Origin of the sequence: Amycolatopsis nivea, from assembly GCF_004522235.1 — a bacterium.
GTDB lineage: Bacteria > Actinomycetota > Actinomycetes > Mycobacteriales > Pseudonocardiaceae > Amycolatopsis > Amycolatopsis nivea.
Genome location: NZ_SDLT01000017.1, coordinates 1 through 23,237, shown reverse-complemented (window position 1 = coordinate 23,237; position 23,237 = coordinate 1). Strand labels below are relative to the sequence as shown.

General features: G+C 70.8%; 28 protein-coding genes. 13 read left to right on the top strand and 15 right to left on the bottom strand.

Translation table 11 applies throughout. The features are described from left to right. Positions 1–25: 25 nt before the first annotated feature. Both EIZ44_RS44790 and EIZ44_RS20925 read right to left on the bottom strand, forming a co-directional pair. The gene (locus EIZ44_RS44790; protein ID WP_167754226.1) at positions 26–199 is read right to left on the bottom strand and encodes a hypothetical protein; all 174 of its coding nucleotides are present in this window, start codon (positions 197–199) and stop codon (positions 26–28) included. Then, on the bottom strand, positions 196–591 hold the full coding sequence (locus EIZ44_RS20925; protein WP_134730618.1) for a hypothetical protein: 396 nt from the start codon (positions 589–591) through the stop codon (positions 196–198). The genes EIZ44_RS44790 and EIZ44_RS20925 overlap by 4 nt, the downstream gene beginning before the upstream one ends. A gap of 141 nt (positions 592–732) precedes the next feature. Between EIZ44_RS20925 and EIZ44_RS20920 the strand changes: the two genes are divergently transcribed. Next, positions 733–1,104 (top strand): winged helix-turn-helix transcriptional regulator, encoded by a 372-nt coding sequence (locus tag EIZ44_RS20920; RefSeq protein ID WP_037812581.1) that lies wholly within the window; start codon positions 733–735, stop codon positions 1,102–1,104. A gap of 12 nt (positions 1,105–1,116) precedes the next feature. On the opposite strand, the gene EIZ44_RS20915 is transcribed toward EIZ44_RS20920, so the two are convergent. Further along, positions 1,117–1,884 (bottom strand): IclR family transcriptional regulator, encoded by a 768-nt coding sequence (locus EIZ44_RS20915; protein ID WP_240691363.1) that lies wholly within the window; start codon positions 1,882–1,884, stop codon positions 1,117–1,119. A 157-nt stretch (positions 1,885–2,041) separates the two neighbouring features. Here EIZ44_RS20915 and EIZ44_RS20910 point away from each other — a divergent pair, with 157 nt between their 5' ends. Next, positions 2,042–2,752: a CoA transferase subunit A gene (locus EIZ44_RS20910; RefSeq protein ID WP_037812574.1), complete on the top strand. Its 711-nt coding sequence runs from the start codon at positions 2,042–2,044 to the stop codon at positions 2,750–2,752. Further along, the gene (locus EIZ44_RS20905) at positions 2,749–3,378 is read left to right on the top strand and encodes a CoA transferase subunit B (protein WP_134730614.1); all 630 of its coding nucleotides are present in this window, start codon (positions 2,749–2,751) and stop codon (positions 3,376–3,378) included. The genes EIZ44_RS20910 and EIZ44_RS20905 overlap by 4 nt, the downstream gene beginning before the upstream one ends. Before the next feature lie 248 nt (positions 3,379–3,626). Here the strand turns inward: EIZ44_RS20905 and fahA are convergent, their stop codons facing one another. The 9 genes from fahA to EIZ44_RS20860 all read right to left on the bottom strand — a co-directional run bounded on the left by fahA (position 3,627) and on the right by EIZ44_RS20860 (position 12,318). Further along, entirely contained in the window at positions 3,627–4,796 is a 1,170-nt protein-coding gene (gene fahA, locus EIZ44_RS20900; RefSeq protein WP_134730612.1) for a fumarylacetoacetase, read from the bottom strand. Continuing rightward, complete coding sequence (locus EIZ44_RS20895; RefSeq protein ID WP_134730772.1) at positions 4,793–5,650, bottom strand: hypothetical protein; 858 nt, start codon at positions 5,648–5,650, stop codon at positions 4,793–4,795. Before EIZ44_RS20895 ends, fahA begins: the two co-directional genes overlap by 4 nt. Then, positions 5,617–6,816: a homogentisate 1,2-dioxygenase gene (locus EIZ44_RS20890; RefSeq protein ID WP_043830279.1), complete on the bottom strand. Its 1,200-nt coding sequence runs from the start codon at positions 6,814–6,816 to the stop codon at positions 5,617–5,619. The genes EIZ44_RS20895 and EIZ44_RS20890 overlap by 34 nt, the downstream gene beginning before the upstream one ends. Before the next feature lie 83 nt (positions 6,817–6,899). Next, the gene (locus EIZ44_RS20885) at positions 6,900–7,439 is read right to left on the bottom strand and encodes a MarR family winged helix-turn-helix transcriptional regulator (protein ID WP_134730610.1); all 540 of its coding nucleotides are present in this window, start codon (positions 7,437–7,439) and stop codon (positions 6,900–6,902) included. 43 nt (positions 7,440–7,482) lie between these two features. Further along, a complete protein-coding gene (locus tag EIZ44_RS20880) occupies positions 7,483–8,817 on the bottom strand; it encodes an MFS transporter (protein ID WP_134666713.1) in 1,335 nt (444 codons plus the stop codon). Positions 8,818–8,854: 37 nt separating this feature from the next. Continuing rightward, positions 8,855–10,258, bottom strand: coding sequence for an FAD-dependent oxidoreductase (locus EIZ44_RS20875; protein ID WP_134666711.1), 1,404 nt, complete (start codon positions 10,256–10,258; stop codon positions 8,855–8,857). Then, positions 10,255–11,049, bottom strand: a complete 795-nt coding sequence (locus EIZ44_RS20870) for an SDR family NAD(P)-dependent oxidoreductase (protein WP_037812554.1) — start codon at positions 11,047–11,049, stop codon at positions 10,255–10,257. Before EIZ44_RS20870 ends, EIZ44_RS20875 begins: the two co-directional genes overlap by 4 nt. Then, positions 11,042–11,875, bottom strand: a complete 834-nt coding sequence (locus EIZ44_RS20865; protein WP_037812551.1) for an SDR family NAD(P)-dependent oxidoreductase — start codon at positions 11,873–11,875, stop codon at positions 11,042–11,044. Before EIZ44_RS20865 ends, EIZ44_RS20870 begins: the two co-directional genes overlap by 8 nt. A gap of 23 nt (positions 11,876–11,898) precedes the next feature. After that, on the bottom strand, positions 11,899–12,318 hold the full coding sequence (locus EIZ44_RS20860; RefSeq protein WP_134730608.1) for a nuclear transport factor 2 family protein: 420 nt from the start codon (positions 12,316–12,318) through the stop codon (positions 11,899–11,901). A gap of 117 nt (positions 12,319–12,435) precedes the next feature. Between EIZ44_RS20860 and EIZ44_RS20855 the strand changes: the two genes are divergently transcribed. Beyond that, positions 12,436–13,113 (top strand): IclR family transcriptional regulator, encoded by a 678-nt coding sequence (locus tag EIZ44_RS20855; RefSeq protein WP_037812547.1) that lies wholly within the window; start codon positions 12,436–12,438, stop codon positions 13,111–13,113. A gap of 1 nt (position 13,114) precedes the next feature. Here the strand turns inward: EIZ44_RS20855 and EIZ44_RS20850 are convergent, their stop codons facing one another. Both EIZ44_RS20850 and EIZ44_RS20845 read right to left on the bottom strand, forming a co-directional pair. Then, a complete protein-coding gene (locus tag EIZ44_RS20850; RefSeq protein WP_134666707.1) occupies positions 13,115–13,765 on the bottom strand; it encodes a response regulator in 651 nt (216 codons plus the stop codon). Next, the gene (locus EIZ44_RS20845) at positions 13,762–14,973 is read right to left on the bottom strand and encodes a sensor histidine kinase (RefSeq protein WP_134730606.1); all 1,212 of its coding nucleotides are present in this window, start codon (positions 14,971–14,973) and stop codon (positions 13,762–13,764) included. The genes EIZ44_RS20850 and EIZ44_RS20845 overlap by 4 nt, the downstream gene beginning before the upstream one ends. 168 nt (positions 14,974–15,141) lie before the next feature. Between EIZ44_RS20845 and EIZ44_RS20840 the strand changes: the two genes are divergently transcribed. From EIZ44_RS20840 to EIZ44_RS20820, 5 genes are read left to right on the top strand one after another with little or no spacing between them, the layout of a single operon-like run. Next, complete coding sequence (locus EIZ44_RS20840; RefSeq protein ID WP_134730604.1) at positions 15,142–16,581, top strand: ArnT family glycosyltransferase; 1,440 nt, start codon at positions 15,142–15,144, stop codon at positions 16,579–16,581. Next, the gene (locus EIZ44_RS20835) at positions 16,578–17,207 is read left to right on the top strand and encodes a GPP34 family phosphoprotein (protein ID WP_134730602.1); all 630 of its coding nucleotides are present in this window, start codon (positions 16,578–16,580) and stop codon (positions 17,205–17,207) included. Before EIZ44_RS20840 ends, EIZ44_RS20835 begins: the two co-directional genes overlap by 4 nt. Before the next feature lie 48 nt (positions 17,208–17,255). Continuing rightward, entirely contained in the window at positions 17,256–18,020 is a 765-nt protein-coding gene (locus tag EIZ44_RS20830; RefSeq protein ID WP_134730600.1) for an isocitrate lyase/PEP mutase family protein, read from the top strand. A 10-nt stretch (positions 18,021–18,030) separates the two neighbouring features. Continuing rightward, the gene (locus EIZ44_RS20825; protein ID WP_134730598.1) at positions 18,031–19,053 is read left to right on the top strand and encodes an aminotransferase class V-fold PLP-dependent enzyme; all 1,023 of its coding nucleotides are present in this window, start codon (positions 18,031–18,033) and stop codon (positions 19,051–19,053) included. Positions 19,054–19,085: 32 nt separating this feature from the next. Further along, entirely contained in the window at positions 19,086–19,751 is a 666-nt protein-coding gene (locus tag EIZ44_RS20820; RefSeq protein WP_107051038.1) for a hypothetical protein, read from the top strand. A 51-nt stretch (positions 19,752–19,802) separates the two neighbouring features. Here the strand turns inward: EIZ44_RS20820 and EIZ44_RS20815 are convergent, their stop codons facing one another. Further along, a complete protein-coding gene (locus tag EIZ44_RS20815) occupies positions 19,803–20,723 on the bottom strand; it encodes a ferritin-like domain-containing protein (RefSeq protein ID WP_167754224.1) in 921 nt (306 codons plus the stop codon). A 111-nt stretch (positions 20,724–20,834) separates the two neighbouring features. Between EIZ44_RS20815 and rimP the strand changes: the two genes are divergently transcribed. The 4 genes from rimP to EIZ44_RS20795 form a co-directional block, all read left to right on the top strand. Next, on the top strand, positions 20,835–21,353 hold the full coding sequence (gene rimP, locus EIZ44_RS20810) for a ribosome maturation factor RimP (RefSeq protein WP_037812539.1): 519 nt from the start codon (positions 20,835–20,837) through the stop codon (positions 21,351–21,353). Next, entirely contained in the window at positions 21,350–22,408 is a 1,059-nt protein-coding gene (gene nusA / locus EIZ44_RS20805; RefSeq protein ID WP_037812537.1) for a transcription termination factor NusA, read from the top strand. Before rimP ends, nusA begins: the two co-directional genes overlap by 4 nt. 89 nt (positions 22,409–22,497) lie before the next feature. Further along, positions 22,498–22,800 (top strand): YlxR family protein, encoded by a 303-nt coding sequence (locus tag EIZ44_RS20800; protein WP_037812536.1) that lies wholly within the window; start codon positions 22,498–22,500, stop codon positions 22,798–22,800. 88 nt (positions 22,801–22,888) lie between these two features. Continuing rightward, positions 22,889–23,237, top strand: a 349-nt coding sequence (locus EIZ44_RS20795) for a translation initiation factor IF-2 N-terminal domain-containing protein (protein WP_205673256.1), incomplete at its 3' end; no start/stop codon positions are given.

Here is a 23,237-nt window from a genome sequence, read left to right as displayed (position 1 = left end):
TACGTCGGGGGAAACGGTACGCGCGTCACCGCTGCCCGTCGCCCGCCATGTCGGACTGGATCGAGTCCAGCGTGGACTGGATGCTGCTCAGGTCGCCGTCCGGCGCCGCTCCCGACGACGGCGCCGAACTGTCGTCGCACGCAACGCAGCCGAGCCCGACGACAGCGGCCGCGGCGGCGATCGCGATCAGCCGTTTCACTTCGGCGCCTGGCAGTGCGCCGCGGTGAACGCGTCGAGCTGCTTCGTCGCGTTCGCCAGCTCCCCGATCCGGCTCTGCCGCTTGTCCGCCCGCTTCTGCAGCCGGTCGGCCTGCGCGGTGTGCCCCTTCGCGCGGGCGTCGTTCGCGCGTGCCTTGAGATTCGCGACCGACCCGGAAACCTCCGGCCCGCCGTTGATCCGGTTGGTCAGGTTCTGGGCCTGTTTGTGCAGTTTCGGCACCCAGGCCGTGCACATCTGCTGCACCTCCTGCGGGCTCAGCGTGACCGGAGCCGGGGCCGGCGCCTGCGTGTCGGCGCTGGCGATCGGCGCGGCCACGAGCAGTCCGGCCGCGATCCCGCAGCCCGCCAGTGCCAGCCGCTTCGTTCCTCGCATCGTTCTCGTCCTCCTGCGTCGGTGTTCTGGAGACCACCGTCGCGCGCGGGTGTACGAGGGGTGTGGGACGAATGTTCGGGTTCGGTAAAGCCTGCCGACTCAGGGGAGTGTTACTCTCTTGCGGAGAGTGAGGAGGCCGCCGTGCTCGGAAACCCGTACGACCGCGACTGCCCGACGCGCCAGCTGCTCGACCGCATCGGCGACCAGTGGACGGTGCTGATCGTCGGCGCCCTGACCGACGGCCCGCTGCGGTTCACCGAGATCGGCAAGCGCGTCGACGGGATCTCGCAGAAGGTCCTCACGCAGACCCTGCGCAGCCTGGTCCGTGACGGCATCCTGATCCGCACGGCGTACCCGGTGATCCCGCCGAAGGTCGAGTACGAGCTCACCCAGCTGGGCCGCAACCTCGCCGAACCGCTGGACCTGCTGGACCGCTGGGCCCGCCAGAACATGGACCAGGTGACGGCCGCGCGAGCGGCTTACGACGCGGAGAACGCCGCTACTGCTTCGTGAGCGGCTGGCCGCTCACGAAGGCTGCCGAAGCAGGTTCGTCAACGCATGCGCTTCCTTGAGCAGCAACGCCCCCAGTTCGCCCCGCCGCTCCGCCCGGAACCGCGACTCCACGCCGGTCAGCGTCAACGCCCACGCGGGCTCCCCGGTGGGCGTGAACACCGCCGCGGCCATCCCCCAGCTCCCTTCGACCACCAGCCCGGGGTTGGTCGAATACCCGTCCTCCCGCGTCCGCGCGACCCGGGCCCGCACGTCCTCCGCCCGGTGCGCCGGGCCCCATTCGGCCGTCAGGTCCACTGTGGACAGATACTCCTCGACCTCCCGGTCCGGCAGCATCGACAGCACCACCAGCCCCGCCGACACCACGCCCAGCGGGAACCGGGCGCCTTCGTACAGGACGAACGACCGGATCGGGAAGTCGCCGTCCTCGCGCAGCAGGCAGACCGTCTCGTTGCCGCGGCGCGCGGAGAAGAACGCGCTCTCCCCGGTCGCTGCGGCCAGCCGGTGGACGCTCGCGCGCGCCTGCTGCGTCACGTCGTAGCGCGGGGCGGCGGCCTCGCCCAGCAGATACAGCTCCGGGCCCAGGTACCAGCGGCCGGATTGCCGGTCGCGGTCGACGTAGCCCTCGGCGGCCAGCGACGCGAGCAGCCGGTGCACCGTCGGCCGGGCGAGGCCGCACTGGCGCGCCAGCTGCGAGGTCGACGCTCCGTCGCGGAAGGCGGACAATGCGCGCAGGACCGCGGACACCCGTCCTACGACGTGGTCGGGAGGCGAGGTGGGCACGGGAACGAGGGTACGTCCGCTCAGTGGACGCATCGGGCGCGGGTGTTCGGTGCGCGAGAGGTTTGCCGGGGATCCCGGCGTGTCGGTTGACCCGTTTCCCCTGCGCTGGGTGGAATGCGGGGACTGACCACTCACCGAACGAAGTGGAGAGGATGCCGTGCCGACGAAGTACCGCAGCGCCGCGGAGGCCCTCGACGGGCTGCTCGAGGACGGGCTGACGATCGCGGTCGGGGGCTTCGGCCTCACCGGGAACCCGAACGACCTCATCGAGGCGGTCCGGGACTCGGGCGTGCGCGATCTGACGATCGTCTCGAACAACATGGGAGTCGACGGGGCCGGGCTCGGCATTCTGCTCGACAACCGGCAGGTGCGCCGGGTGATCGCGTCGTACGTGGGCGAGAACAAGCTGTTCGCGCAGCAGTACCTCGACGGGACCGTCGAGGTCGAGTTCACCCCGCAGGGGACGCTCGCCGAGCGGATGCGGGCGGGCGGCGCGGGGATCCCGGCGTTCTACACCAAGTCCGGCGTCGGCACGCCGATCGCCGAGGGCAAGCCGCACGCCGAGTTCGACGGCGTCACCTACGTGCAGGAGCGCGGCATCGTCGCGGACCTTTCGCTGGTGCACGCGTACGTCGCGGACCCGGCCGGGAACCTGATCTACCGGTACGCCTCGCGGAACTTCAACCCGCTCGTCGCGACCTGCGGCAAGGTGACCGTCGCCGAGGCCGAGCAGGTTTCGGACGAGTACCTGGATCCGGAGCGGATCACGACGCCGGGGATTTACGTGCAGCGGCTGATTCAGGCGACTGCGCGGGAAAAGCAGATCGAAAAGCGGACCGTGCGCGTGCGTGAGGAGGCGTCGGCGTGAGCTGGACTCGGGACGACATGGCCACGATCGGGGCTCGCGAACTGCGGGACGGCGATTACGTGAACCTCGGGATCGGGATTCCCACCCAGGTGGCGAACCACATTCCGGACGGCGTGCAGGTGACGTTGCACAGCGAGAACGGGATTCTCGGGCTCGGGCCGTTCCCCTGGGAGGGCGAGGAAGACCCCGACCTGGTGAACGCGGGCAAGCAGACGGTCACATTGCAGCCCGGGGCCAGCCTGTTCGACTCCGCGGAGTCGTTCGCGATGATCCGCGGCGGGCACATCGACCTGGCGCTGCTCGGGGCGCTGCAGGTCGGCGCCAACGGCGACCTGGCCAACTGGACGGTGCCCGGCGCGCTGGTCAAGGGGATGGGCGGGGCGATGGATCTCGTCGCCGGGGCCCGCCGGGTGGTGATCATCACCGATCACACCGCCAAGGACGGGACGCCGAAGATCGTCGAGAAGTGCACGCTGCCGTTGACCGGGGCCGGAGTGGTGAACCGGATCATCACCAATCTGGCGGTGCTGGACGTTACCGACGACGGGCTGAAGCTGGTGGAGCTGGCGCCGGGGGTTTCTCTTGACGAGGTGCGGGAGAAGACTGGGGCTCCGATCGCGGAGTAGCTGCGGTTGGGCACCCCGAAGCTTGATTGTGACGACGGCGCGGGGGAGGGTGGGTGCGTTGGTGGGTTGGGTGCACTGGCCGCGGTTGGGGGGCGGGGCTAGCGCCCCAATGTGGCATTGGGTGCGTGAGACGCACCGAATGCCACATTGGGTGCGTCAGATGCACCCAATGTGGCATTGGGGACGTACGTGAGGGGCCCCTGACGGAATCTGATTCCCTCAGGGGCCCCTCACGTACGTTGCGCTGGTTACTGCGCGGGAAGGATGCGCCCCCGGACCTCGCCGAAGCCCAGTTTCGCGCCGCTGCTCGTGGTGGCGGCGCCGGTGATCGCGACCTCGTCCCCGTCCTGGAGGAAGGTGCGGGATTCGCCCTTGACGGTCAGCGGATCCCGGCCGCCCCAGGAGAGTTCCAGGAACGAGCCGCGTTCCGCCGGGTCCGCGCCGGAGATCGTGCCCGAGCCGTAGAGGTCGCCGGTGCGGGCCGAGGCGCCGTTGACGGTCAGGTGGGCCAGCATCTGGGCCGGGGACCAGTACATCTCGCGGTACGGCGGGCGCGCCACCTCCTGGCCGTTCCACTCCACGGCCAGCGTGATGTCCAAGCCCCACGGCGACGATTCCCGCAGGTAGGGCAGGGGTTCCGGCGAGGTCTGGCCGGGCAGCGGCACTCGCGCCTCGGCCAGCGCCAGCACCGGGACCACCCACGGCGAGATCGACGTCGCGAAGCTCTTGCCCAGGTTCGGGCCCAGCGGCACGTACTCCCAGGCCTGGATGTCGCGGGCCGACCAGTCGTTCAGCAGGACCGCGCCGAAAACGTGGCGAGGGAAGTCGTCCGGCGAGATCGGGGTGTTGGCGGGAGTGCCCGCGCCGACGATGAAGCCCAGTTCCGCTTCGATGTCCAGGCGGGTGCTCGGGCCGAAGACCGGGCCGTCCTCGCCCTTGCGCTGGCCGCTCGGGCGGACCACGTCGGTGCCGGACACGTAGACCGTTCCGGAGCGGCCGTGGTAGCCGACCGGGAGGTGTTTCCAGTTGGGCAGCAACGGTTCCGCGTCCGGACGGAACAGCCGGCCGACGTTCGACGCGTGGTGTTCCGAGGCGTAGAAGTCCACGTAATCGGCGACGTCGATGGGCAGGTGCAGCTTGACGTCGGCGACCGCGTGCACGGCTTCGGCGGGCACCTCGCCGGTCACGAGCGTCTGAAGCCGCGTGCGGACCTCGACCCAGCGGTCGTAACCCTGCGCCATGAAGGCGTTCAGCGTCGGCTCGGCGAACACCTCGTCGCCGAGGGCGATCGACAGGTCCAGCACGTGCTCGCCCACGCGCACGCCCACCCGGGGACTGCCGCCGCCTGCCGAGAAGACGCCGTACGGCAGGTTTTCGACGCCGAAGGGGGAGCCGGCGGGGATGTCGAGCACGGTCATGCGGGGGCTCCGATCAGGCCTAGATCTGTCAGTTCGGTGAGTGGGTCGGTGATGCTGCAGGTCCCGAACGAGGTGAACTTAGCGCGCGCCGCCGCCAGGCGTTCCGGGGCCAGCGCGCGGATCCGGTCGGCGACCGCGGCACCGTCGCGTTCGGCAAGCAGGGCAACGACTTCCTCGTCCTCGGCGCCGCGGTCGACCGCTTCGGCGGCGAGCAAGAGGTTCAGGAAACCGTGCTGTTCGAAGCCGGTGTTCGGGTCGGTGTTGCGGATCGCGTGGTGCAGGCCCGCGGTGGCCTTGAACGGCACGCCCGCCTCGGCGGTCGCGCGGATCGCGGCGGCGAGTTCGGCTTCGTCCGGGTAGTACTCGGCCGACGTCCCGCCGGTGCGGAACTTCGCCTTGTGCGGAGTGCCGGAAAGCGCTTGCAGCAACGGAACCCGGCGTTCGTCGCGCGGGATCTCCACGGCGACCGGCACCGGGCAACCGTCCACTGCGGACAGGAACTCGTCCACAGTCATTCCTTGCGGCACCGCGATTTCCAGCGATTCGACCGACACCGGAAGCCCGTCGACCGCCTTGAGCACGTCGGCGATCCCGCCCGGCCCGGCGGGCAGCGTCACGGTGAGCGGCAACGGAGTCTCGCGGCCGGCGACGACCTCAGCCAGTTCCGCCAAGCCGGACGCGGCGACGACCAGCGGGCCGACCATCGCGGCGTACGGCGAAGCGGTGTGCCGGTCGTGGGCGGCGACGGCGTCCGGCAGCGGCGCGAGGCCGGGCGGGAAGACCGCCGCGTCGTCCAGGAGGCCGCGGGTAAGAGCGTCAGTCACGACTGCGGTCCCCGTCCTGCCCAGGTCCAGGCGTAGCCGGGGTCGTCGCTCGCGTGGCCGCCCTCGCCGATCTCCAGCGGGCGGAACGTGTCGACCATGACCGCCAGTTCGTCGAAGAACTCCGCGCCGAGCGAGCGTTCCACCGCGCCCGGCTGCGGGCCGTGGCTGTGGCCGCCGGGGTGCAGGCTGATCGAGCCCTGTCCGATGCCGGATCCCTTGCGCGCCTCGTAGTTCCCGCCGCAGTAGAACATCACCTCGTCGGAGTCCACATTGGAGTGGTAGTACGGCACCGGGATCGAGAGCGGGTGGTAGTCGACCTTGCGCGGGACGAAGTTGCAGATGACGAAGTTGTTGCCCTCGAACACCTGGTGCACGGGCGGCGGCTGGTGCACGCGGCCGGTGATGGGCTCGAAGTCGGAGACGTTGAACGTGTACGGGTAGAGGCAGCCGTCCCAGCCGACCACGTCGAACGGGTGCGTCGGGTACACGTAACGGGTGCCGACGACGCCGCGCGAGCCGCGGTGCTTCACCAGCACCTCGACGTCGGTGCCTTCGACGACCAGCGGTTCGGCCGGGCCGTGCAGGTCGCGCTCGCAGTAGGGCGCGTGCTCCAGCAACTGGCCGTAGCGCGACAGGTAGCGCTTCGGTGGCGCGATGTGCGAGTTCGCCTCGATCACATAGGCGCGCAACGGTTCCGGCCCCTTCGGCACCCAGCGGTGCGTGGTGGCGCGGGGGAGGATCACGTAGTCGCCGGTGCGGGCGGGCAGCGCGCCGAACACCGTCTCGACGACCGCTTCGCCGGACTCGACGTACACGCATTCGTCGCCGATCGCGTTGCGGTACAACGGAGAAGCCTCGCCGGCGGCGACGTAGGAGATCCGCACGTCGCCGTTGCCGAGCACGAGCCGCCGGTTGTTCACGACGTCCGCGCTCTTCCACTCCTGGCCGGGGAACAGCGTGTGCAGCTTGAGGTGCAGCGGCTTGAGCGGCCGGTTCTCGGTGAGCGTCTGGTCCGGCAGTTCCCACGGCGTCGCGTCGACGATCGCGGACGGGATGCCGCGGTGGTACAGCAGCGACGAGTCCGACGAGAAGCCCTCCTCGCCCATCAGCTCCTCGGAGTAGAGCCCGCCTTCGGGCGTGCGGTGCTGGGTGTGCCGCTTAGGCGGGATGCTGCCCGCGCTGCGGTAGTAGGCCATGGGTCGCCTCCTCGGCGCGAAGTAATCAAAGTATGTACTACTTTCCGACCAGCCTAGTCCCCGAGTCAGGACAGGGGAAGGGGCTAGCGGCGGGTCGCGAAGCCCGCCCGGCCGGAGATGAGCTTGTCGAGCAGCATCACCAGCACGCGCTGCTCGGCCTCGGTGAGCACCTCGACCCACCCGGCCTCGCGTTCGTTCTGCGCCTCGAACACCTCGAGCATCTCGGCGTGCCCGGCCTCGGTGAGCGAAAGCCGCACCGATCGGCCGTCCGTCTCGCCCGGCGTCCGGGTCAGCAAACTCTCGCTGACCAGGGTCTTCGCGAGATTAGAGACCGCCGCCCGGCTCATGCCGGTGAGCCGCGCGGCGGCGGACGGTTCGAGCGGCCCGGCCAGCCACACGACGAACAGCACCCGGAACGCCGACCACGACCGCCCGCGCGGCCGGTGCACGGCGGATTCGAGGTCGTAGGTGACCAGGTTGGACGCCCGGTTCAGCGTCAGCAGCACCTCGGTCGCCAGCTGGTGGCGGAACCCGAACTCGTCGGCCAGCCTGCGGTTGGCCAGCGCGATGAACGACCAGAAGTCGAGCGAGTCCGGGTCCGGCGGCGCGGCGGGGTCCTGCATGGACAGCACTGTAACCGCGCCGCCGGGATAATCAAACTCGAAACTACTTCACCGGACGAGCCAGGCGGGCGCCCGCGTCGCGCGGCACTTTCAGGAAGGCCAGCATCGCCGCGGCGACGATCAGGCAGCCGATCGGGAAGTACAGCCCGATCGTCACGTCGCTCTCGGTGGCCGCGAGCCCGATCGCGTACGGCCCGAAGAACCCGCCGAGCGCGGCGATCGAGTTGATCGCGGCCAGGCCGACCGCCGTGTGCTCCTTCGACAGCACGCGCGCGGCCATCGCCCAGTACGGCGCGAGGTAGCCGAGCACGCCGATCGCCGCCAGCGAGAGGCTGATCAGCGACAACGCCGGCACGGTCTTGAACTGGATCGCGCCGAAGAACCCGATCGCCGCGACCAGCACGGTGGCGATCACGTGGCCCTTGCGCTCGCCGGTGCGGTCGGAGTTGCGGGCGAGCAGCAGCATGCCGACCGCGCCGACGACGTACGGGATCGCGCCGAGCAGGCCGATGTTGGTGGAGGAGTACTTCGGGTCGAGCTGTTTCACGATCAGCGGCAGGAAGAACGTGAGCCCGTACAGGCCGCAGGCGATGAAGAGGTTGGAAATCGCCAGCAGCAGGACCTTGCCGTCGCGCACCGCGCGCAGCTGGCCGAGGAACGTCTCCTTCTCCTCGGGCACGTACTCGCGGTCGATCTCGGCCTGCAGCCAGGAGCTTTCCTCGGCGGTCAGGAACTTGGCGTCGGCGGGCTTGTTCGGGAGATAGAAGAAGGTCAGCAGGCCGATCAGCACCGCGGGCGCGCCCTGCAGGATGAACACCCACTGCCAGCTGCTCATCCCGAACCAGTGCACGTGGTCGAGGATCCAGCCGCCGAACAGGCTGCCGAGGATCAGCGCGATCGGCTGCGCGAGCGCGAGCGTCGCGATGGCCCGGCCGCGTTCCTTGCCGCGGAACCAGAAGGTCAAGTACAGCAGCAGCCCGGGGAACAGGCCAGCCTCGGCGATGCCGAGCAGGATCCGCGCGATCATCAGGTGCGTCACGCTCGCGACGAACCCGGTCAGCACGGTCACGATGCCCCAGCTGACCGCGATCCGGCTGAGCCACAGCCGGGCCCCGACCTTCTTCATGATCATGTTGCTGGGCACCTCGAACACCACGTAGGCGAGGAAGAAGATCGCCGACGCGACGCCGAAGGTCGCGGCCGTGATGGTGAGCTCTTTGGCCATGCCGAGCTGGGCGTAGCCGATGTTCGCCCGGTCCATGTAGTTGAAGATGTAGAGCAGCAGGACGATCGGCATGACGCGGACGCCGACCTTGCGGACGGTGCGTCTGGCCAGCGGGGAGTCCGCCGTGGTGGCGGCTGCGGCGGGGACGGACATGGGGTTCTCCTCGACAGTGAGCAGTAACTCTGAAGGATCAGGCGGCGGAGCGGCCGGCGATGCGGCCCATGGTGACGGCGTTGGCGACCGCGTTCCCGCCGCCGACGTAGCGGAAGCCGAGCACGCCGGCCCCGGCCTCGCCCGCGGCGAACAGCCCGGGCACGCGGTCGCCGCGGACGTCGAGCACCGCGGCACTGGAGTCGATCTCCAGCCCGGCGTGCGTGCAGACCAGTTCGGCGGGCAGGGTGCGCGCGGCGAAAAACGGTCCGGTCGCGATTTTCGCGGGCGGTTCGGCCGATCCCTTGGCGGACAAGGTTTCGTGCCGCAGGAACTCCGGGTCCTCGCCGGTGGGGAGCTGGGTGTTCCATCTGTCCACAGTGGCCTGGAGAGCGTCGGCGGGCACGTTCATCTTGCCTGCCAGTTCTTCCAGCGTGTCGGCCCGCAGAGTGCGGCCAGCGTCCGCTTCGGACAGTACGTACTCGGCGTTCCAGTGCGCGTAGCCCGGCGGAAGATCGCGGCGCGCTCGGTCGTCGAAGACCATCCACACCGGACCGTCCTGCGCCGAGATGATGCCGCTGGACACCGCGTACGACGCGTCCTCGTCCATGAACCGGCGGCCGTGCGCGTTCACCAGCACGCGCGAGCGCGGCGGGAAACCGGACTGCCAGTGGTGGAGGCGCTGGAAATACGCGGTCGGCAGCAGCAGTCCCCAGCCCTCGCCGGTGATCGACGCGGACACCTGCTCGCCGAACGCGAAGTGGTCGCCTCGGGAGCCGGGCGCGGCGACGACGAACAGATCCTCGCCCGCCGCGTCGGCGTCCGGGTAATACCGCGAGCGCAGGGCGGGGTCCTGGGCGAACCCGCCGCTGGTCACGATCACCGAGTTCGCGCGGACCTCGATGCCGTCGGCGACTACACCGGCGACCCGGCCGTCCTCCACGAGCAGTCGTTCGACCCGGGTGTTCAACACCGCTTCAGCGCCGGCCTTGCGACGCGCGCGGTCGAGCACCTGGACGAGGCCGTAACCCTGGTCCTTCGGCACATGCCCGCGCCAGACGTCCTCGACGCCCGCGCGCGTCAATCCCGGGGTGTGCGCGTCGTGCGACACCTTCGCCGGGATTTCCGCGCCGAGCCCGATCAGCCACTCGACCGCGGGACCGGCCTCGCGGCAGAAAGTCTTGAGCAGTCCGGGTTTCAGCTGCCACTGGTTGAGATCGAGGTAGTGCTGGAAGAACCGTTCCGGCGTGTCCTCGATGCCCAGTGCACTTTGGACACTCGTGCCTGCCGCGGTGAGCATGCCCGCGGACAGCTGGGTCGAGCCGCCGAGTTCCTTCTCCGACTCGAACAGCATCACCGAGGCGCCGTGCTCGGCGGCGGACACCGCCGCGGCGAGGCCCGCGCCGCCACCGCCGATCACCACGACGTCAGCGTCGACGCTCATCCGAGATCACCTCCGGTTTCGGCGAGAATGCGATGGTAGAGACCGTTGGAGACGAGACCGCCGTCCACAGTGACCTCGCTTCCGGTCAAGTAGGTGGACCGGTCCGAGAGCAGGAACAGCACCGTGTCGGTGATTTCCCGGGGGTCGGCCATCCTTCCGGCGGGCACACTGTCCACAGCGGACTTGACGAACGCGTCCGCGCCCGCCAGCAGCCCGGTGTCGACCAGTCCCGGGTGGACGGAGTTGACCCGGATCCGCCACTTCGCGAAATTGCCCGCGGCGGACTTCGACAGTCCGGTCAACCCCCATTTGCTCGCCGAGTAGGCGGGGGAGAAGTAGCCGATCTGGCCGGAGATCGACGAGATGTTCACGATCGAACCGCCGCCTGAATCGCGCATCAGCGGCGCGGCCGCGCGCATGCCGTGGAACGGCCCGGAGAGGTTCACCGCGAGCACCCGGTCCCACACCTCGGCGGTGGTGTCCTGGAATTCCAGCCGCCGCGAGATCCCGGCGTTGTTCACGAGCCCGCCGAGCGAACCGTGCTCGGCGCGGATCCGGTCGAGCACGCGAGTCCACTGTGCCGGCTCGACAACGTCCATGGTGTACGGAGTCGCCGCCCCGCCCGCCGCGCGGATCTCGTCGGCGATTTCGTCCGCACCAGCGAAATCCGCGACGCAGACGTGCACGCCGCGTTCGCCGAGCGCACGGGCGTGCTGCGCGCCCATCCCGTTCGCCGCGCCCGTCACGAGCACGACGTCCGGGTAGCGCACGGCTTCGGTGGCGTCAGACATGCCGGGAGCCGCCGTCGACCGCGAGGCTGTGCCCGGTGACGTACCGCGAGCTGTCCGAAAGCAGGAACAGCAGCACGCCGCACACCTCTTCGGGCGAGCCGATCCGGTGCAGCGGCACCGCGTCGAGCGCCTTCGCCAGCGCGGGCGCGTCGTCCTGGATCCAGCGGGTCATTTCGGTGTCGATGTAGCCCGGGGCGATGGCGTTGACCCGGATGCCCTGGTCGCCGAGTTCCACCGCGAGCGATTCGGTGAGGTGCGCGACCGCGGCCTTCGAACTGCAGTACGCCGCGCGGCCCTTGCGCACGCGGACCGCGGACACCGACGCCATGTTGACGATCGCGCTGCCCGGTTCCATCCGCGCGGCGGCGGCCTGCGCGCCGAAGAGCACGCCCTCGACGTTCACCGAAAGCGTCGAGCGGATCTGCTCCGGGGTGATGTCCGGAACCTCGGCGTACGGGAAGATCCCGGCGTTGTTGACCCAGAAGTCGATGCGGCCGAACTCGTCGATCGCGCGCTGGGCGAGCGCGACGTGGTCCTCGGCGCGGGTGACGTCCACAGCGGACGCGACGATCCGGCCCGGCTTGTCCTCAATGGACTCGGCGGCCAGCGCGACGGTGAGGTCGTCGGCGGTGGCGGTCATCGCGGCGGCGTCGAGATCGCCGCCGACCACGTGCACCCCGCGCGTGGCGAGACCGGCGGCGAAGCGCGCGCCCATGCCGCGGGCCGCGCCGGTGACCACGGCGACCTTGCCCGGCATCTCCGGGTAGCGCGCGGTCGCGGGCTGGTGCAGCACCCGGCCGGGGCCGGTGGGCTCGAGAGTGGTCATCTGGGTTTTCTCCTCGTTGTTTCTCAGGGCTCGCGGTGCACGGTGCGGCGGCGCACGCGCCAGCCTTCCGCGGTGCGCACGAGTTCGTCGTCCAGCACGGTGAGCCGGTGCAGTCGCGGGGACCCGCCTTCCGGGGTCCCGACGATCTGCAGATAGGCGAGCGCTCGCAAGGCGTCCTCGGACTGTCCTAACCGGACCTCCACGGTGGACACCACGTGCCGCAGCCGTTCGCCGGACTCGACGCACCCGGCGTGGAACCGCTCGGCGAACGCGGTCAGCGCGGCCGTGCCCGCGGCGGGTTCCGGGTAGCTGGGCGAGACGAACTCCCCGTCCGGGGTGAACGTGGCGGCCCAGCGCGCGGCCTGCCCGGAGTCGATGGCGTGGCTCTGGCGGCCGTAGAGCTGATGCACCGCCAGCACGTCCTCGACGGGGACTTCGCTCATGTCCGAACCTCGATCCGCGGGGTGGTTGCCTCGAACGGCAAACGTGCTATATTCGCACGCACCGTGCGATATGTAGGAACAGTAGGTCGCCGGACAAGCTGTCGTCAAGGGAGTCGTGTGTCCGAATCGGGGACGTCGAAGACGCTGAGCCACGGGCTTCAGGTGCTGGAGCTGCTGGTGGAGCACCCGCAGGGGCTCACGATGACCGAGATCGCCGACGGGATCGGCGTGCACCGCACGGTCGCGCATCGGCTGGTCCGCACGCTGGAGGCGCACCACCTCTGCCGGCGCGACCGGTTCAAGCGGATCTCGCTCGGCACCGGCCTCGTGCGCCTGGCCGAACCGGTGGAACAGGACCTGCGCACGCTCGCGCGCCCGGTGCTGGAGGAGCTTTCGGACGCCGGCCGCGCGTCGGCGCACCTGGTGGTCCGCGAGAACGCCGAGCAGGTGCGGATGCTGATGATCGTGGAACCGCGGCAGGCGCGGATGCACGTGTCGTTCCGCAGCGGCCAGCTGGACCCGATCGGCCGCGGCTCGGCCGGGCTCGCACTGCTCGCGGCGGAACCGCCGGTGGAGGGCGAACGCGAGGAGATCACCCGCGCCCGGTCGCGCGGCTACGCGGTGTCGGTGGGGGAGATCGCGCCGGGGATCACCGGGATCTCGGCGGTGGTGCCGACCGGCCGGGACGCACCGGGCACGAGCATCGGGCTGTCTCTGTTCGAAGCTCCGGACCCGGACGAACTAGGCCGGTTGGTGGTGGCTTCAGCGCAGCGGCTGGGCTCGATGCTGAAATGACCTAGCGGCCGACGAGCCCGGCTTCGTGGGCGAGCAGTCCGGCCTGGGTCCGGTTGGTGCAGCCGAGTTTCACGAGCATCCGTGACACGTAGCTCTTCACCGTCGCCTCTGCCAGATGCAGCCGCCCGGCGATGTCCGCATTGGACAGTCCTTCTCCCAGGCACGCCAACACATCCCGCTCCCGCTCCGTCAACCCGGCAGTGCGGCGGCGGGCTTCGTCATCGCGGCGGTGGCCGTCCGACGACAGCGCGACCAGTCGGCGTGCGGCTGATGGCGACAGCACGGTGTGCCCGTCCGCCGCGACGCGAACGAGGCCGATCAGGTCCTCCGGCGGCGTCGACTTCACCAGGAATCCGGCCGCGCCCGCGCGGAGGGCCCGGATGACGTAGGTGTCCGCGTCGAACGTCGTCAGCGCGACGACCGCGGGCGGATCCGGCAGCGCGCAGATCCGCTCGATCGCGGCGAGCCCGTCCACGCCGGGCATCCGCAGGTCCATCAGCACCACCGCGGGCCGGTGCCGGACCACTTCCTCGACCGCCTCCGCGCCGTCCCGCGCCTGCGCGACTACCTCGATGTCGCCGGCCGAACCGAGGATCGTGCGCAGGTGCGCGCACACCATCGGCTCGTCGTCGGCCACCACGACCGTGATCACCGGGCAGCACCTTCCGTGGTCGGGACGTAGGCGGGCAGTATCGCACCGATCTTGAACCCGCCCCCGGGCACCGGGCCCGCCTCGAAGGTCCCGCCGACGAGTTCGACGCGCTGGCGCAGCCCGCTCAGCCCCGCGCCGGAGCCGCTCCCCGCGAGCGCCGCGTCCGGCGGCCGGGTCGCGCGGGTGTTGGCGACGGCCACGTCCAGTCCGCCCGGGTGATAGCGCAGCGAAACCGTCGCCGAGCAGCCCGGCGCGTGCTTGCGGATGTTGGTCAGCGCCTCCTGCACCACCCGGTACGCGGTGCGCGCGACGGTCGGCGACACCGAGGTCCGGTCGCCGGTCACGGAAAGCTCGGTCGCGATCCCGACCGCCACCGATTCGGCGACCAGGTCCGCCACCTCGCCCGGCAATGGCGGATTCGGCACCGGCGGTTCGATTCCGGTGCCGTTGCGCAGCACGCCGACCAAGTCGCGTAGTTCGTCGAGCGCGTGCGCACCCTCGCGCCGGATGTCCTCGGCGGCCGACTTCACCGACGGATCCGGCGACGTCACGCCGAGCGCGCCCGCGTGCAGCACCATCAGGCTCAACCGGTGCGTGACGACGTCGTGCATCTCGCTCGCCAGCCGTCGCCGCTCCGCCGCCAGCGCCTGTTCGGCGAGCAGGTGCTGCTCGCGTTCCGCACGCTCAGCCCGGTCGCGCAAGGAACTCAGCAGCTGCCGCCGCGCCTCGAAATACAGCGAGATCGCCACCGGCAGCGCGGTGCTCAGCAGTCCGAACGGCGTGGTGTTCCAAGCCGGATTCCACGGTCGCGTCGCCAGCAGGGCCAGGAACCCGGCGATCCACAGCAGCCGCCGCCGGTCCAGCTGCCGGACGAGCTGCGCCAGCACGATCGGCGTGATCGTGGGGACGGTCATCAGCGTCGGCTGGCGGACGGGCACGAGCAGGCCGGGGGAGAAGAGGTCGGACGCCAGCATCGCCAGCGAGGCCATGATCAGCAGGCCGGCGACGCCGTTCGGGAAGCGCGCCAGGAGCAGCAGGGACGCGTCGCAGACGAGTTCCAGCACGAGCGTCGCGTACGGGCCGAGAAAGCCGGTGGCAGGCCCGGCGGCGAGGAAAAGGCCGAAGTCGAGGCAGGCGAACACCAGCGCGGTGCCGGCCAGCCAGAACCAGTCGGTCGACCGCGGCCAGGGACGGCACGTGCTGGTCACCCGGCCACGGTATCCGGTCGCCTGCCCGGCCGCGCCGGATCCGCATCGCCCGGGTGGCGGGTTACCGCCGAAAGTTGCGGCTCGATCGGAAGAGATCCACTTTCGTCGCTGCGGGCAGCTACCGAGCACGCTTACGCCGCACCCGCCCGGCGCGGTGGACTCGACGCCATGACGAGCGAAGGAATCCCGCGGTTCGCCCGGCTGCCGGTGCTGGCGGTCGCGGCGGGCGCCGTCGCGCTGCTGGCGGCGACGAGCACCCGGTACGCGCACGGCTTCGACGAGCTGTACTTCCTCGTGGCCGGTCGAGATCATCTGGCCTGGGGGTATTTCGACCAGCCGCCGCTCGTCCCGCTGCTGGCCGGCACGCTCGACCAGTGGTTCCCCGGTTCGCTGGTCGCGCTGCGGCTGCCGATGGCGCTCGCGGCCGGCGCCGGGGTGATCGTGACCGCGCTGACTGCTCGCGAACTCGGCGGCGGTCGCGGAGCACAGGCGATGGCGGCCGGGGCGTACGCGACTTCGGGGCTGATCATCATCAGCCACTGGGTCGCCACCTACGCTTTGGACCCGTTCTTCTGGACGCTCGTGGTGTTCCTCCTCGTGCGCTGGACCCGGACCCGGCGCGACGGCTTGCTGGTGTGGGCCGGAGTGGTCACCGCGGTGTCGCTGCAGACGAAATTCCTGATCCCCGCGCTGTGGGGCGCGGTGCTGGTGTCCGCGCTCGTCTTCGGGCCGCGCAACCTGGTGTCCCGGCCGAAACTGTGGCTGGGCGCGCTGATCGCCGTCGTGGCGACCCTGCCGACGTTCCTCTGGCAAGCCACGCACGGCTGGGCCTACACCCGGATGGGCGAGGTCGTCGCGGCCGAATTCCCCGGCTACCTCACCTTCGCGCGCGACGGCTTGCTCGGTGCCGGAATGGGAATCGGCGCGCTGGCGCTGCTGTACGGGATGTGGCGGCTGTTCCGTTCGCCGGACCTGGTGCCGTACCGGTACCTCGCGGTGGCGTTGCTGCTGGTCGTGGCGGTGATCATCGGGACGCACGGCCGCTCGTATTACTTGATGAGCCTGTATTCGCTGCCGTTCGCCGCGGCCGCGACGGAGCTTTCGCGGCGAAAGCTGGTGCGCTGGTGGAAGATCCCGGTCGGAATCGTGTTCACGCTTTCGGCGGCGGTCACCATTGCCGGGCTGCCGGTATGGCCAGCTTCGATGAAAGCCACGTCGTTTGGCCCCTTTCCGCTCGGCACCGTATTCGCGGCCGGGGAGACCGCGCAACAGCAGTTGGCGGACGGGGTCGGGCAGACGTATCGATCCCTGCCGGAGCCGGTGCGCCGGGAAACCGCCGTATACGGGGAAATCTACCCGTTCGCCGCGGCCGTGGAGTACTACGGCCCGCGATACGGAATCAACAATGTCTACAGTGGACACCGAGGCTACTGGTACTTCGACCGGCCGCCGGATTCCGCGCGCAACGTGCTTTTCGCGGGCTTCGATCCTGCGCTGCTGCGGCCGTACTTCTCTTCGGTGACTGAAGTGGTGCCCGGGCTGATGTGGCTGTACACCGGGCGAAAGCAATCCTGGGAAACGATCTGGCCAGAGGTGAAGAAACAATGAGCGACTCCTTGCCCGCGCGAGCGTATTTCCTCGCCTGCGACCCGGACGGCGGCCCGGTCTCCCGCCGCTCCAACGCGGCCCTGCTGGTCCGCGCGGCCGCGGTGACCGACCTGGTGCTGCGCGGCAACCTCCGCGACCAGCGCGGCCACGCCGAACCGACCGCCGCCGCCCCGACCGGCGACCTCCTGCTCGACGACCTGCTCGCCGACCTCCGCACGCACAGCCCCGCGTCGTGGCGCGCATTGCTCCGCCGCGGCAGGAACGACACGTTGCAGTCGCTGGAAACGCAACTCTCCGCGGCGGGTCTGCTCGAAGAGAGCAGCAGTTCGATCCTGCATCGCAAGGTCTTGGTGCCCGCCGACCCGGCGCGGGTACGCGACGCGCACGCACAGCTCGACCATGCTTTGACCGCCCTGCTGTCCGAAGTGGACGCTTCCGCTGCGGCGCTGGCGTCCCTCGCCGCGGCGTCCGGAGCCGGGATGTCCCGCTCGGACGCGCGTCGCCACGCGGACCGGCTGAAGGAGTTGGAGAAGCTGGCGGGACCAGTGCTTCCGGCACTGCGCAAAGCCGTAGCGGGCCGACGGGCAGCGCGGATCGCGGCGTTCTCCGGCGGTTCCGGCGGCTGACCGACAGTTCGGCCGCCGCCGAAGCGTGGACGTCGTACCGTGGCGGACATGACCTCCTTCGCCGCGTTGCACGTCCCGGGCCGTCCGCTGTTGCTGCCGAACGTCTGGGAGTTCGGCTTCGCTGCCGCCCTCGCCGCCGCGGGACACCCGGCGGTCGGCACCACCAGCCTCGGCGTCTCGGCCGCCGCCGGGCTCGCCGACGGGGCCCCGGAATCCCGCGCAGCGGCCGTCGCGCTGGCGAAATCGCTGGCACCGCTGGACATCCTGGTCAGCGTCGACCTCGCCGACGGCTTCAGCGCCGACCCCGAGGAAGTAGCGGACCTCGTCGCGGAACTCGCCGACGCGGGAGTAGTCGGCATCAACCTGGAAGACGGCCGAGCCGACGCCCTCGCTCCGATCGTCGTCCAGGCCGCGCTGCTGGCCAAGGTGCGCGAACGCGTCCCGGGCATGTTCCTCAACGCTCGCACCGACACGCACTGGCTCGGCGTCGGCCCGGTCGCGGACGCCGTCACCCGGGTCCGCGCGTACGCCGACGCCGGTGCGGACTGCGTCTTCGTCCCCGGCCTGCACGAGCCAGCGGACGTGGCGGAGCTCGTCGAAGCGGTCGAGGTGCCGGTGAACCTCCTGCACCTGCCCGGGAAAGCCACTTTCTCCGAATTGGCCTCCCTCGGCGTGGCGCGGGTCAGTCTCGGCTCAACTCCCTACCGGGTAGCACTTTCCGCCGCACTGTCCACAGTAGACGCAGCGCGGGAAGGGACCGAACTGCCGATGAAGCCGCCTTCGTACGGCGAAATCACCGCATTGCTCCCGTAATCTGGGGGACATGATCTTCGGAGGAAACACCGACTTCGCTGTCCCCGCCGGATACCTCAACACGCCCAGCATCGGAATCCCGCCGACCCCGGTCGCCGACGCGGTCGAGGCCGCGGTCAGCCGGTGGCGCACCGGCAAGGACACCCCGTCGGACTTCGACGAGGCGGTCTCCCGCTCCCGCGCCGGATTCGCGCGGCTCGCCGGGGTCCCGGCGGACCGGGTCGCGATCGGCGCGTCGGTGTCGCAGCTGGCGGCGAACGTCGCGGGCGGACTGGCCCCGGACGCCCGCGTCCTGGTCGCCGAGGGCGAGTTCACCAGCGTGACGTTCCCGTTCGCGCAGCGGGCGAACGTCACCGAAGCGCCGCTCGCGAAGCTGGCGCAGCACGTCGAAGGCCACGACCTCGTCGCGGTCAGCCTCGCGCAGTCCGCCGACGGCGCGCTCCTCGACACCGCCGCGCTGCGGGCCGCCTCCGAAGCCGCGGGCGTGCCGGTCATGATCGACGTCACGCAAGCCGCGGGCTGGCTGCCGCTGGACGTCGCGTGGGCGGACTGGATCGTCTGCGCGGGCTACAAATGGCTGTTCTCGCCGCGCGGCTGCGCCTGGCTCGCGGTGCACCCGCGGGCGCACGAACGGACCCGCCCGGTCGCCGCGAACTGGTACGCCGGCGACGATCCGTGGTCCTCGGTATACGGAATGCCACTGCGCCTGGCCGGAAACGCGCGCGGATTCGACCTTTCGCCGGTGTGGCTGTCGCACGTCGGCGCCGCGGAAGCGTTCGACTACTTCGCGTCACTGGACCTCGCCGCGGTACGCGACCACAACGCCGGACTGGCCGATTCCCTGCGCACCGCGGCCGGGCTGGAGCCGCAGGGGAGCGCGATCGTGGCACTGGAAGCCGATCCCGCGCGGCTCGCCGAAGCCGGGATCGTCGCGAGCGTCCGCAACGGGCGGGTACGGGTCGGTTTCCACCTCTACAACGGCCCTGACGACGTCGAACGCGTGCTGGACGCCCTGGGCGCAGCGTCTGGCTGAAGGCCGTACGGGCGGTGAACTACGGTGTTCGCGTGTCCCATCCGCACTTCACCCCCGGACCCTCGGACACGGCCCCGATCCCGGCCGTGCCCGCGCAGCCGGGTCCGCCGCCCGGGCCGTCGCGCAACCGCGCCCTCCTGCTGCGCGGCGCCGGGCTCGTGGCGATCGCCGTCGTGGCCGGGCTCGTCTGGTACCTGATCCGGCACGACAGCACGCCGGACGAGCCGGTCGCCGAACCCCCGGCGACCACGGCGAAGCCCGCGTTCGACTACAAACTGGCCGAAGGCCCGGTCAAGGCGACCGACTGCGCCGCCAACGCGTACTCGGGCGCGAAGAAGTTCTTCCAGGACAACCAGTGCAAGTCCTTGGCGCGGGCGCTGTACACGGTGCAGTCCGGGGACGCGAAGGCGCTGGTGTCGGTGGTGCTGGTGACGATGCCGGACGCGGCGAAGGCGACCGAGCTGAAACAGCTCACCGACCGCGACGGCACCGGCAACGTGAGCGACCTGGTCCGCGACGGCACCTTCCACGACACCGACGCCCCGAAACTGAGCGGCAACGAGGCGGAGTACGAGTCGAAGGCCACCGGAGCCGAGGTGACGATCGTGCTGACCGACTTCTACTACGGCCACCACGACAAGCAGCTGCTCAACCGGATCGCGAAGAACGCGTTGAAGCTGTCCGGGAAGCTCCGCTGAGCCTCCCGTGAGGCGCGCAGGCGCGGGGCCGGCCCGGCCTGCGCGCTTGTGCTACGAGGGCTGCCCGGGGAGGGCAACGGCAGCAGGCTTCAGACCAGCCTCCTGCCGCCAAGGCATCCCGCGCCGAGCCGCCGCGATCACCGCCTGCAGCGCCATCCCGCGCAGCCCCGAATCGTCGGTATGCGTAAGCACGGCAAGCCAAGCCGCCGCCGTGTCCGCCTCCGCGCTCGCCACCAGCGCAGCCGCCGAAGCAGTGTCGGTAACCGGCTTAGGCGGCACGTACGCGGCTTCAGGAGCCACCGGCGTCGCCGACACCGACGTGATCATCTGCGTGACCACGTCCCGCCGCGCGGTGTGTTCCGCGCGCCCGGCCTTCACCGCTTCCCCGAAGTCACCCGGCAGGAACGCCGTCACCAACCCGTACACCCACAGCGACGCGTGCTCGGCCGCCAGCGCCTTCTGCAGCGAATCCACCGCTTCCTTCGGCACCGACGACGGCGCGGTCGCGGCCTTCGCGTCGGCCCCCGGCCCGAGTTCCGGCGCGACCCGCTGCAGCCCGGCGCACCCGGCGGCCACCGACGCGACCAGCCCGGCCCGGTACGCCGGCAGCGCGGGCACCAGGTCCTCCGCCTGCTTGCGCGCGGCGGCGAGCCGGTCCTTGAACCCGGCGAGATCAGCCGGCGCGGCGGGGACGTCCGCCGCCTTCTTCGGCCGGTTCAGCCGGTCCACCTCGGTCTTCAGCGCGGCCGCCTGCGCGGCTCTGGCGTCGGCGACCTGTCCGGCCGCGTCGCCGCCGGCGGGCAGCTTCCTGGCCGCGGCGGCGTCCGCCTCGGCCGTCGCCAGCAGCGGGGCCAGGGGATCGGGGGCGTCGTCGTAGCCGCCGGAGCAGGCGGCGAGCGGCACAGCCGCGGCGACAGTGGCGCTCAGCGCGCCCAGACGCAGCACGGCGCGCCGGGAAAGGTCTGCGGTCACGTCGGCCCATCCTGCCAGGCCGCCCGGGTGCGCCGCCGCTCGCGCGTCTTCGCGGGGGCGCAGGATAAGCTTGACCTTCACCGACCAACAGGCCGAACAGGAGTGCTCCACGTGCCCAACGAACTCGCCAGCCGGCTGGAGCCGATCGTGGCCGAAGCCGTCACGACCGCGGGTTTCGACCTCGACTCGCTCGAGGTGCAGCAAGCCGGAAGGCGACAGCTGGTGAAGGTGGTCGTCGACTCCGACGACGGCGTCGGCCTGGACGAGGTCGCCGAGGTCAGCCGCACCGTCTCGGCCGCACTCGACGAGAACGAGCACGTGCTGGCGAGCGCCTACACGCTCGAGGTCACCTCGCCCGGCCTCGACCGGCCGCTCACCCAGCGCCGGCACTGGCGGCGCGCCCGGTTCCGCCTCGTCAAGATCACGCCCGTCGAGGGCTCGGCCTACCTCGGCCGCGTCGGCCACGCCGGCGAGAAGAGCGTGCGCGTGCTCGCCGACGGCCGGATCAAGGACGTGCACTACCAGTCCGTCGCGAAGGCCGTGGTGGAAGTCGAATTCAAGCAACCGCCCGCCGAAGACCTGAAAACCCTGACCGCGGACGAGAACGAGAAGAAGGAGGAGTCGAAGTGAACGTGGACATCGCCGCGCTGCGGGCGATCGAACGGGACAAGGACATCCCCTTCGACACGGTCATCGAGGCCATCGAGACCGCGCTGCTCACCGCGTACAAGCACACCGAGGGCCACCAGCCGCACGCCCGCATCGACATCGACCGCAAGACCGGGCTCGTCCGCGTCCTCGCGCACACCCTCACGTCCGAGGGCGAGGTCGACGAGGAATGGGACGACACGCCCGAGGGCTTCGGCCGGATCGCCGCCACCACCGCGCGCCAGGTCATCCTGCAGCGGCTGCGCGACGCCGAGCACGAGAAGACCTACGGCGAGTTCTCCGCGAAGGAGGGCGAGATCGTGGCCGGGGTGGTGCAGCGCGACGCGCGCGCCAACGCCCGCGGCATGGTCGTGATCCAGGTCGGCGACACCGAGGGCGTGCTGCCGCAGGCCGAACAGGTCGCGGGGGAGTCCTACGAGCACGGCACCCGGATCAAGGCGTTCGTGTTCGGCGTGTCGCGCAGCAACCGCGGTCCGCAGATCATGCTGTCGCGCTCGCACCCGAACCTGGTGCGCAAGCTGTTCGCGCTGGAGGTCCCGGAGATCGCCGACGGCACCGTCGAGATCGCCGCGGTCGCCCGCGAACCGGGGCACCGGTCGAAGATCGCGGTGCGCTCCACCATCCCGGGCGTCAACGCCAAGGGCGCCTGCATCGGCCCGATGGGCGCGCGCGTGCGCAACGTGATGAGCGAGCTGGCCGGCGAGAAGATCGACATCATCGACTGGTCCGACGACCCGGCCAGGTTCGTCGGGAATGCATTGTCGCCGGCGAAGGTTGTTTCGGTACGTGTCGTGGACGAGCGCGCCAAGACGGCGAGGGTCGTCGTGCCGGACTTCCAGCTGTCGCTGGCGATCGGCAAGGAGGGCCAGAACGCCCGCCTCGCCGCCCGGCTCACCGGCTGGCGGATCGACATCCGCAGCGACGCGGCCCCCGCCGAGCCGGCCGGTCCGGCGCAGGGTGAGCAAGACCACGCCGGCCAGGCGCGGCCCGCCGCGGCGACCGGTTCGGCCGACTGAAGGTGCAGGCGCTAGACTCGACAACGGTTCAAGTCCCGCGAAGGGCCACTGGGGACACCCCCGACCTCCCGCGTCACCGGCACTCGCCGGTGCGCACGTGTGTCGGCTGCCGGAAACGGGACTTGACCGGCGAACTGCTGCGCGTGGTCGCGGCGGACGGGCGGCTGGTCGTCGACGAACGTCGGCGGCTGCCGGGACGGGGTGCGTGGCTGCACCCGGGACCGGGCTGCCTGGCCAAGGCCGAGCGGAAGCGGGCGTTCCCCCGGGCTCTCCGGGTCCAGGGCGCGCTCGAGGCCGCGGGACTGCACCGCCACGCGGCGTTCGCCGAGGACAACGACGCCGGGACGCTCCCGGGGTCGCGGGAAACAAGGAAGCAGGTCGACCCGTCATGAGTCAGCCGTGAAGCTGAAGCCATGAACGCGCGACGATAAGGACGAGGTCAGCGGGTCCCCGCCTGGCCTCCCCTAGATGAGGAGAGCTGTGCCAGGCAAGGCCCGTGTACACGAGCTCGCTAAGGAGCTCGGCATCACCAGCAAAGAAGTTCTCGCCAAGCTGAAGGAGCAGGGCGAGTTCGTGAAGTCCGCGTCGTCCACCGTCGAGGCGCCCGTCGCCCGCCGGCTCCGCGACGCGTACCCCGCCAAGGGCGGGAAGAAGCCCGGCCCCACTCCGGGACCGCGGCCCGCTCCGGCCCCGAAGCCGCCCGCTCCGCAGCAGCAGAGCGCCGCTTCGCAGGCCCCGTCCGCTCCGGCCCCCGCGCCGCAGCAGGCCCCGGCCGTGAAGCCGGGACCGCAGGCCGCCAAGCCGGCGGCGTCCCCGGGCCCGAAGCCCG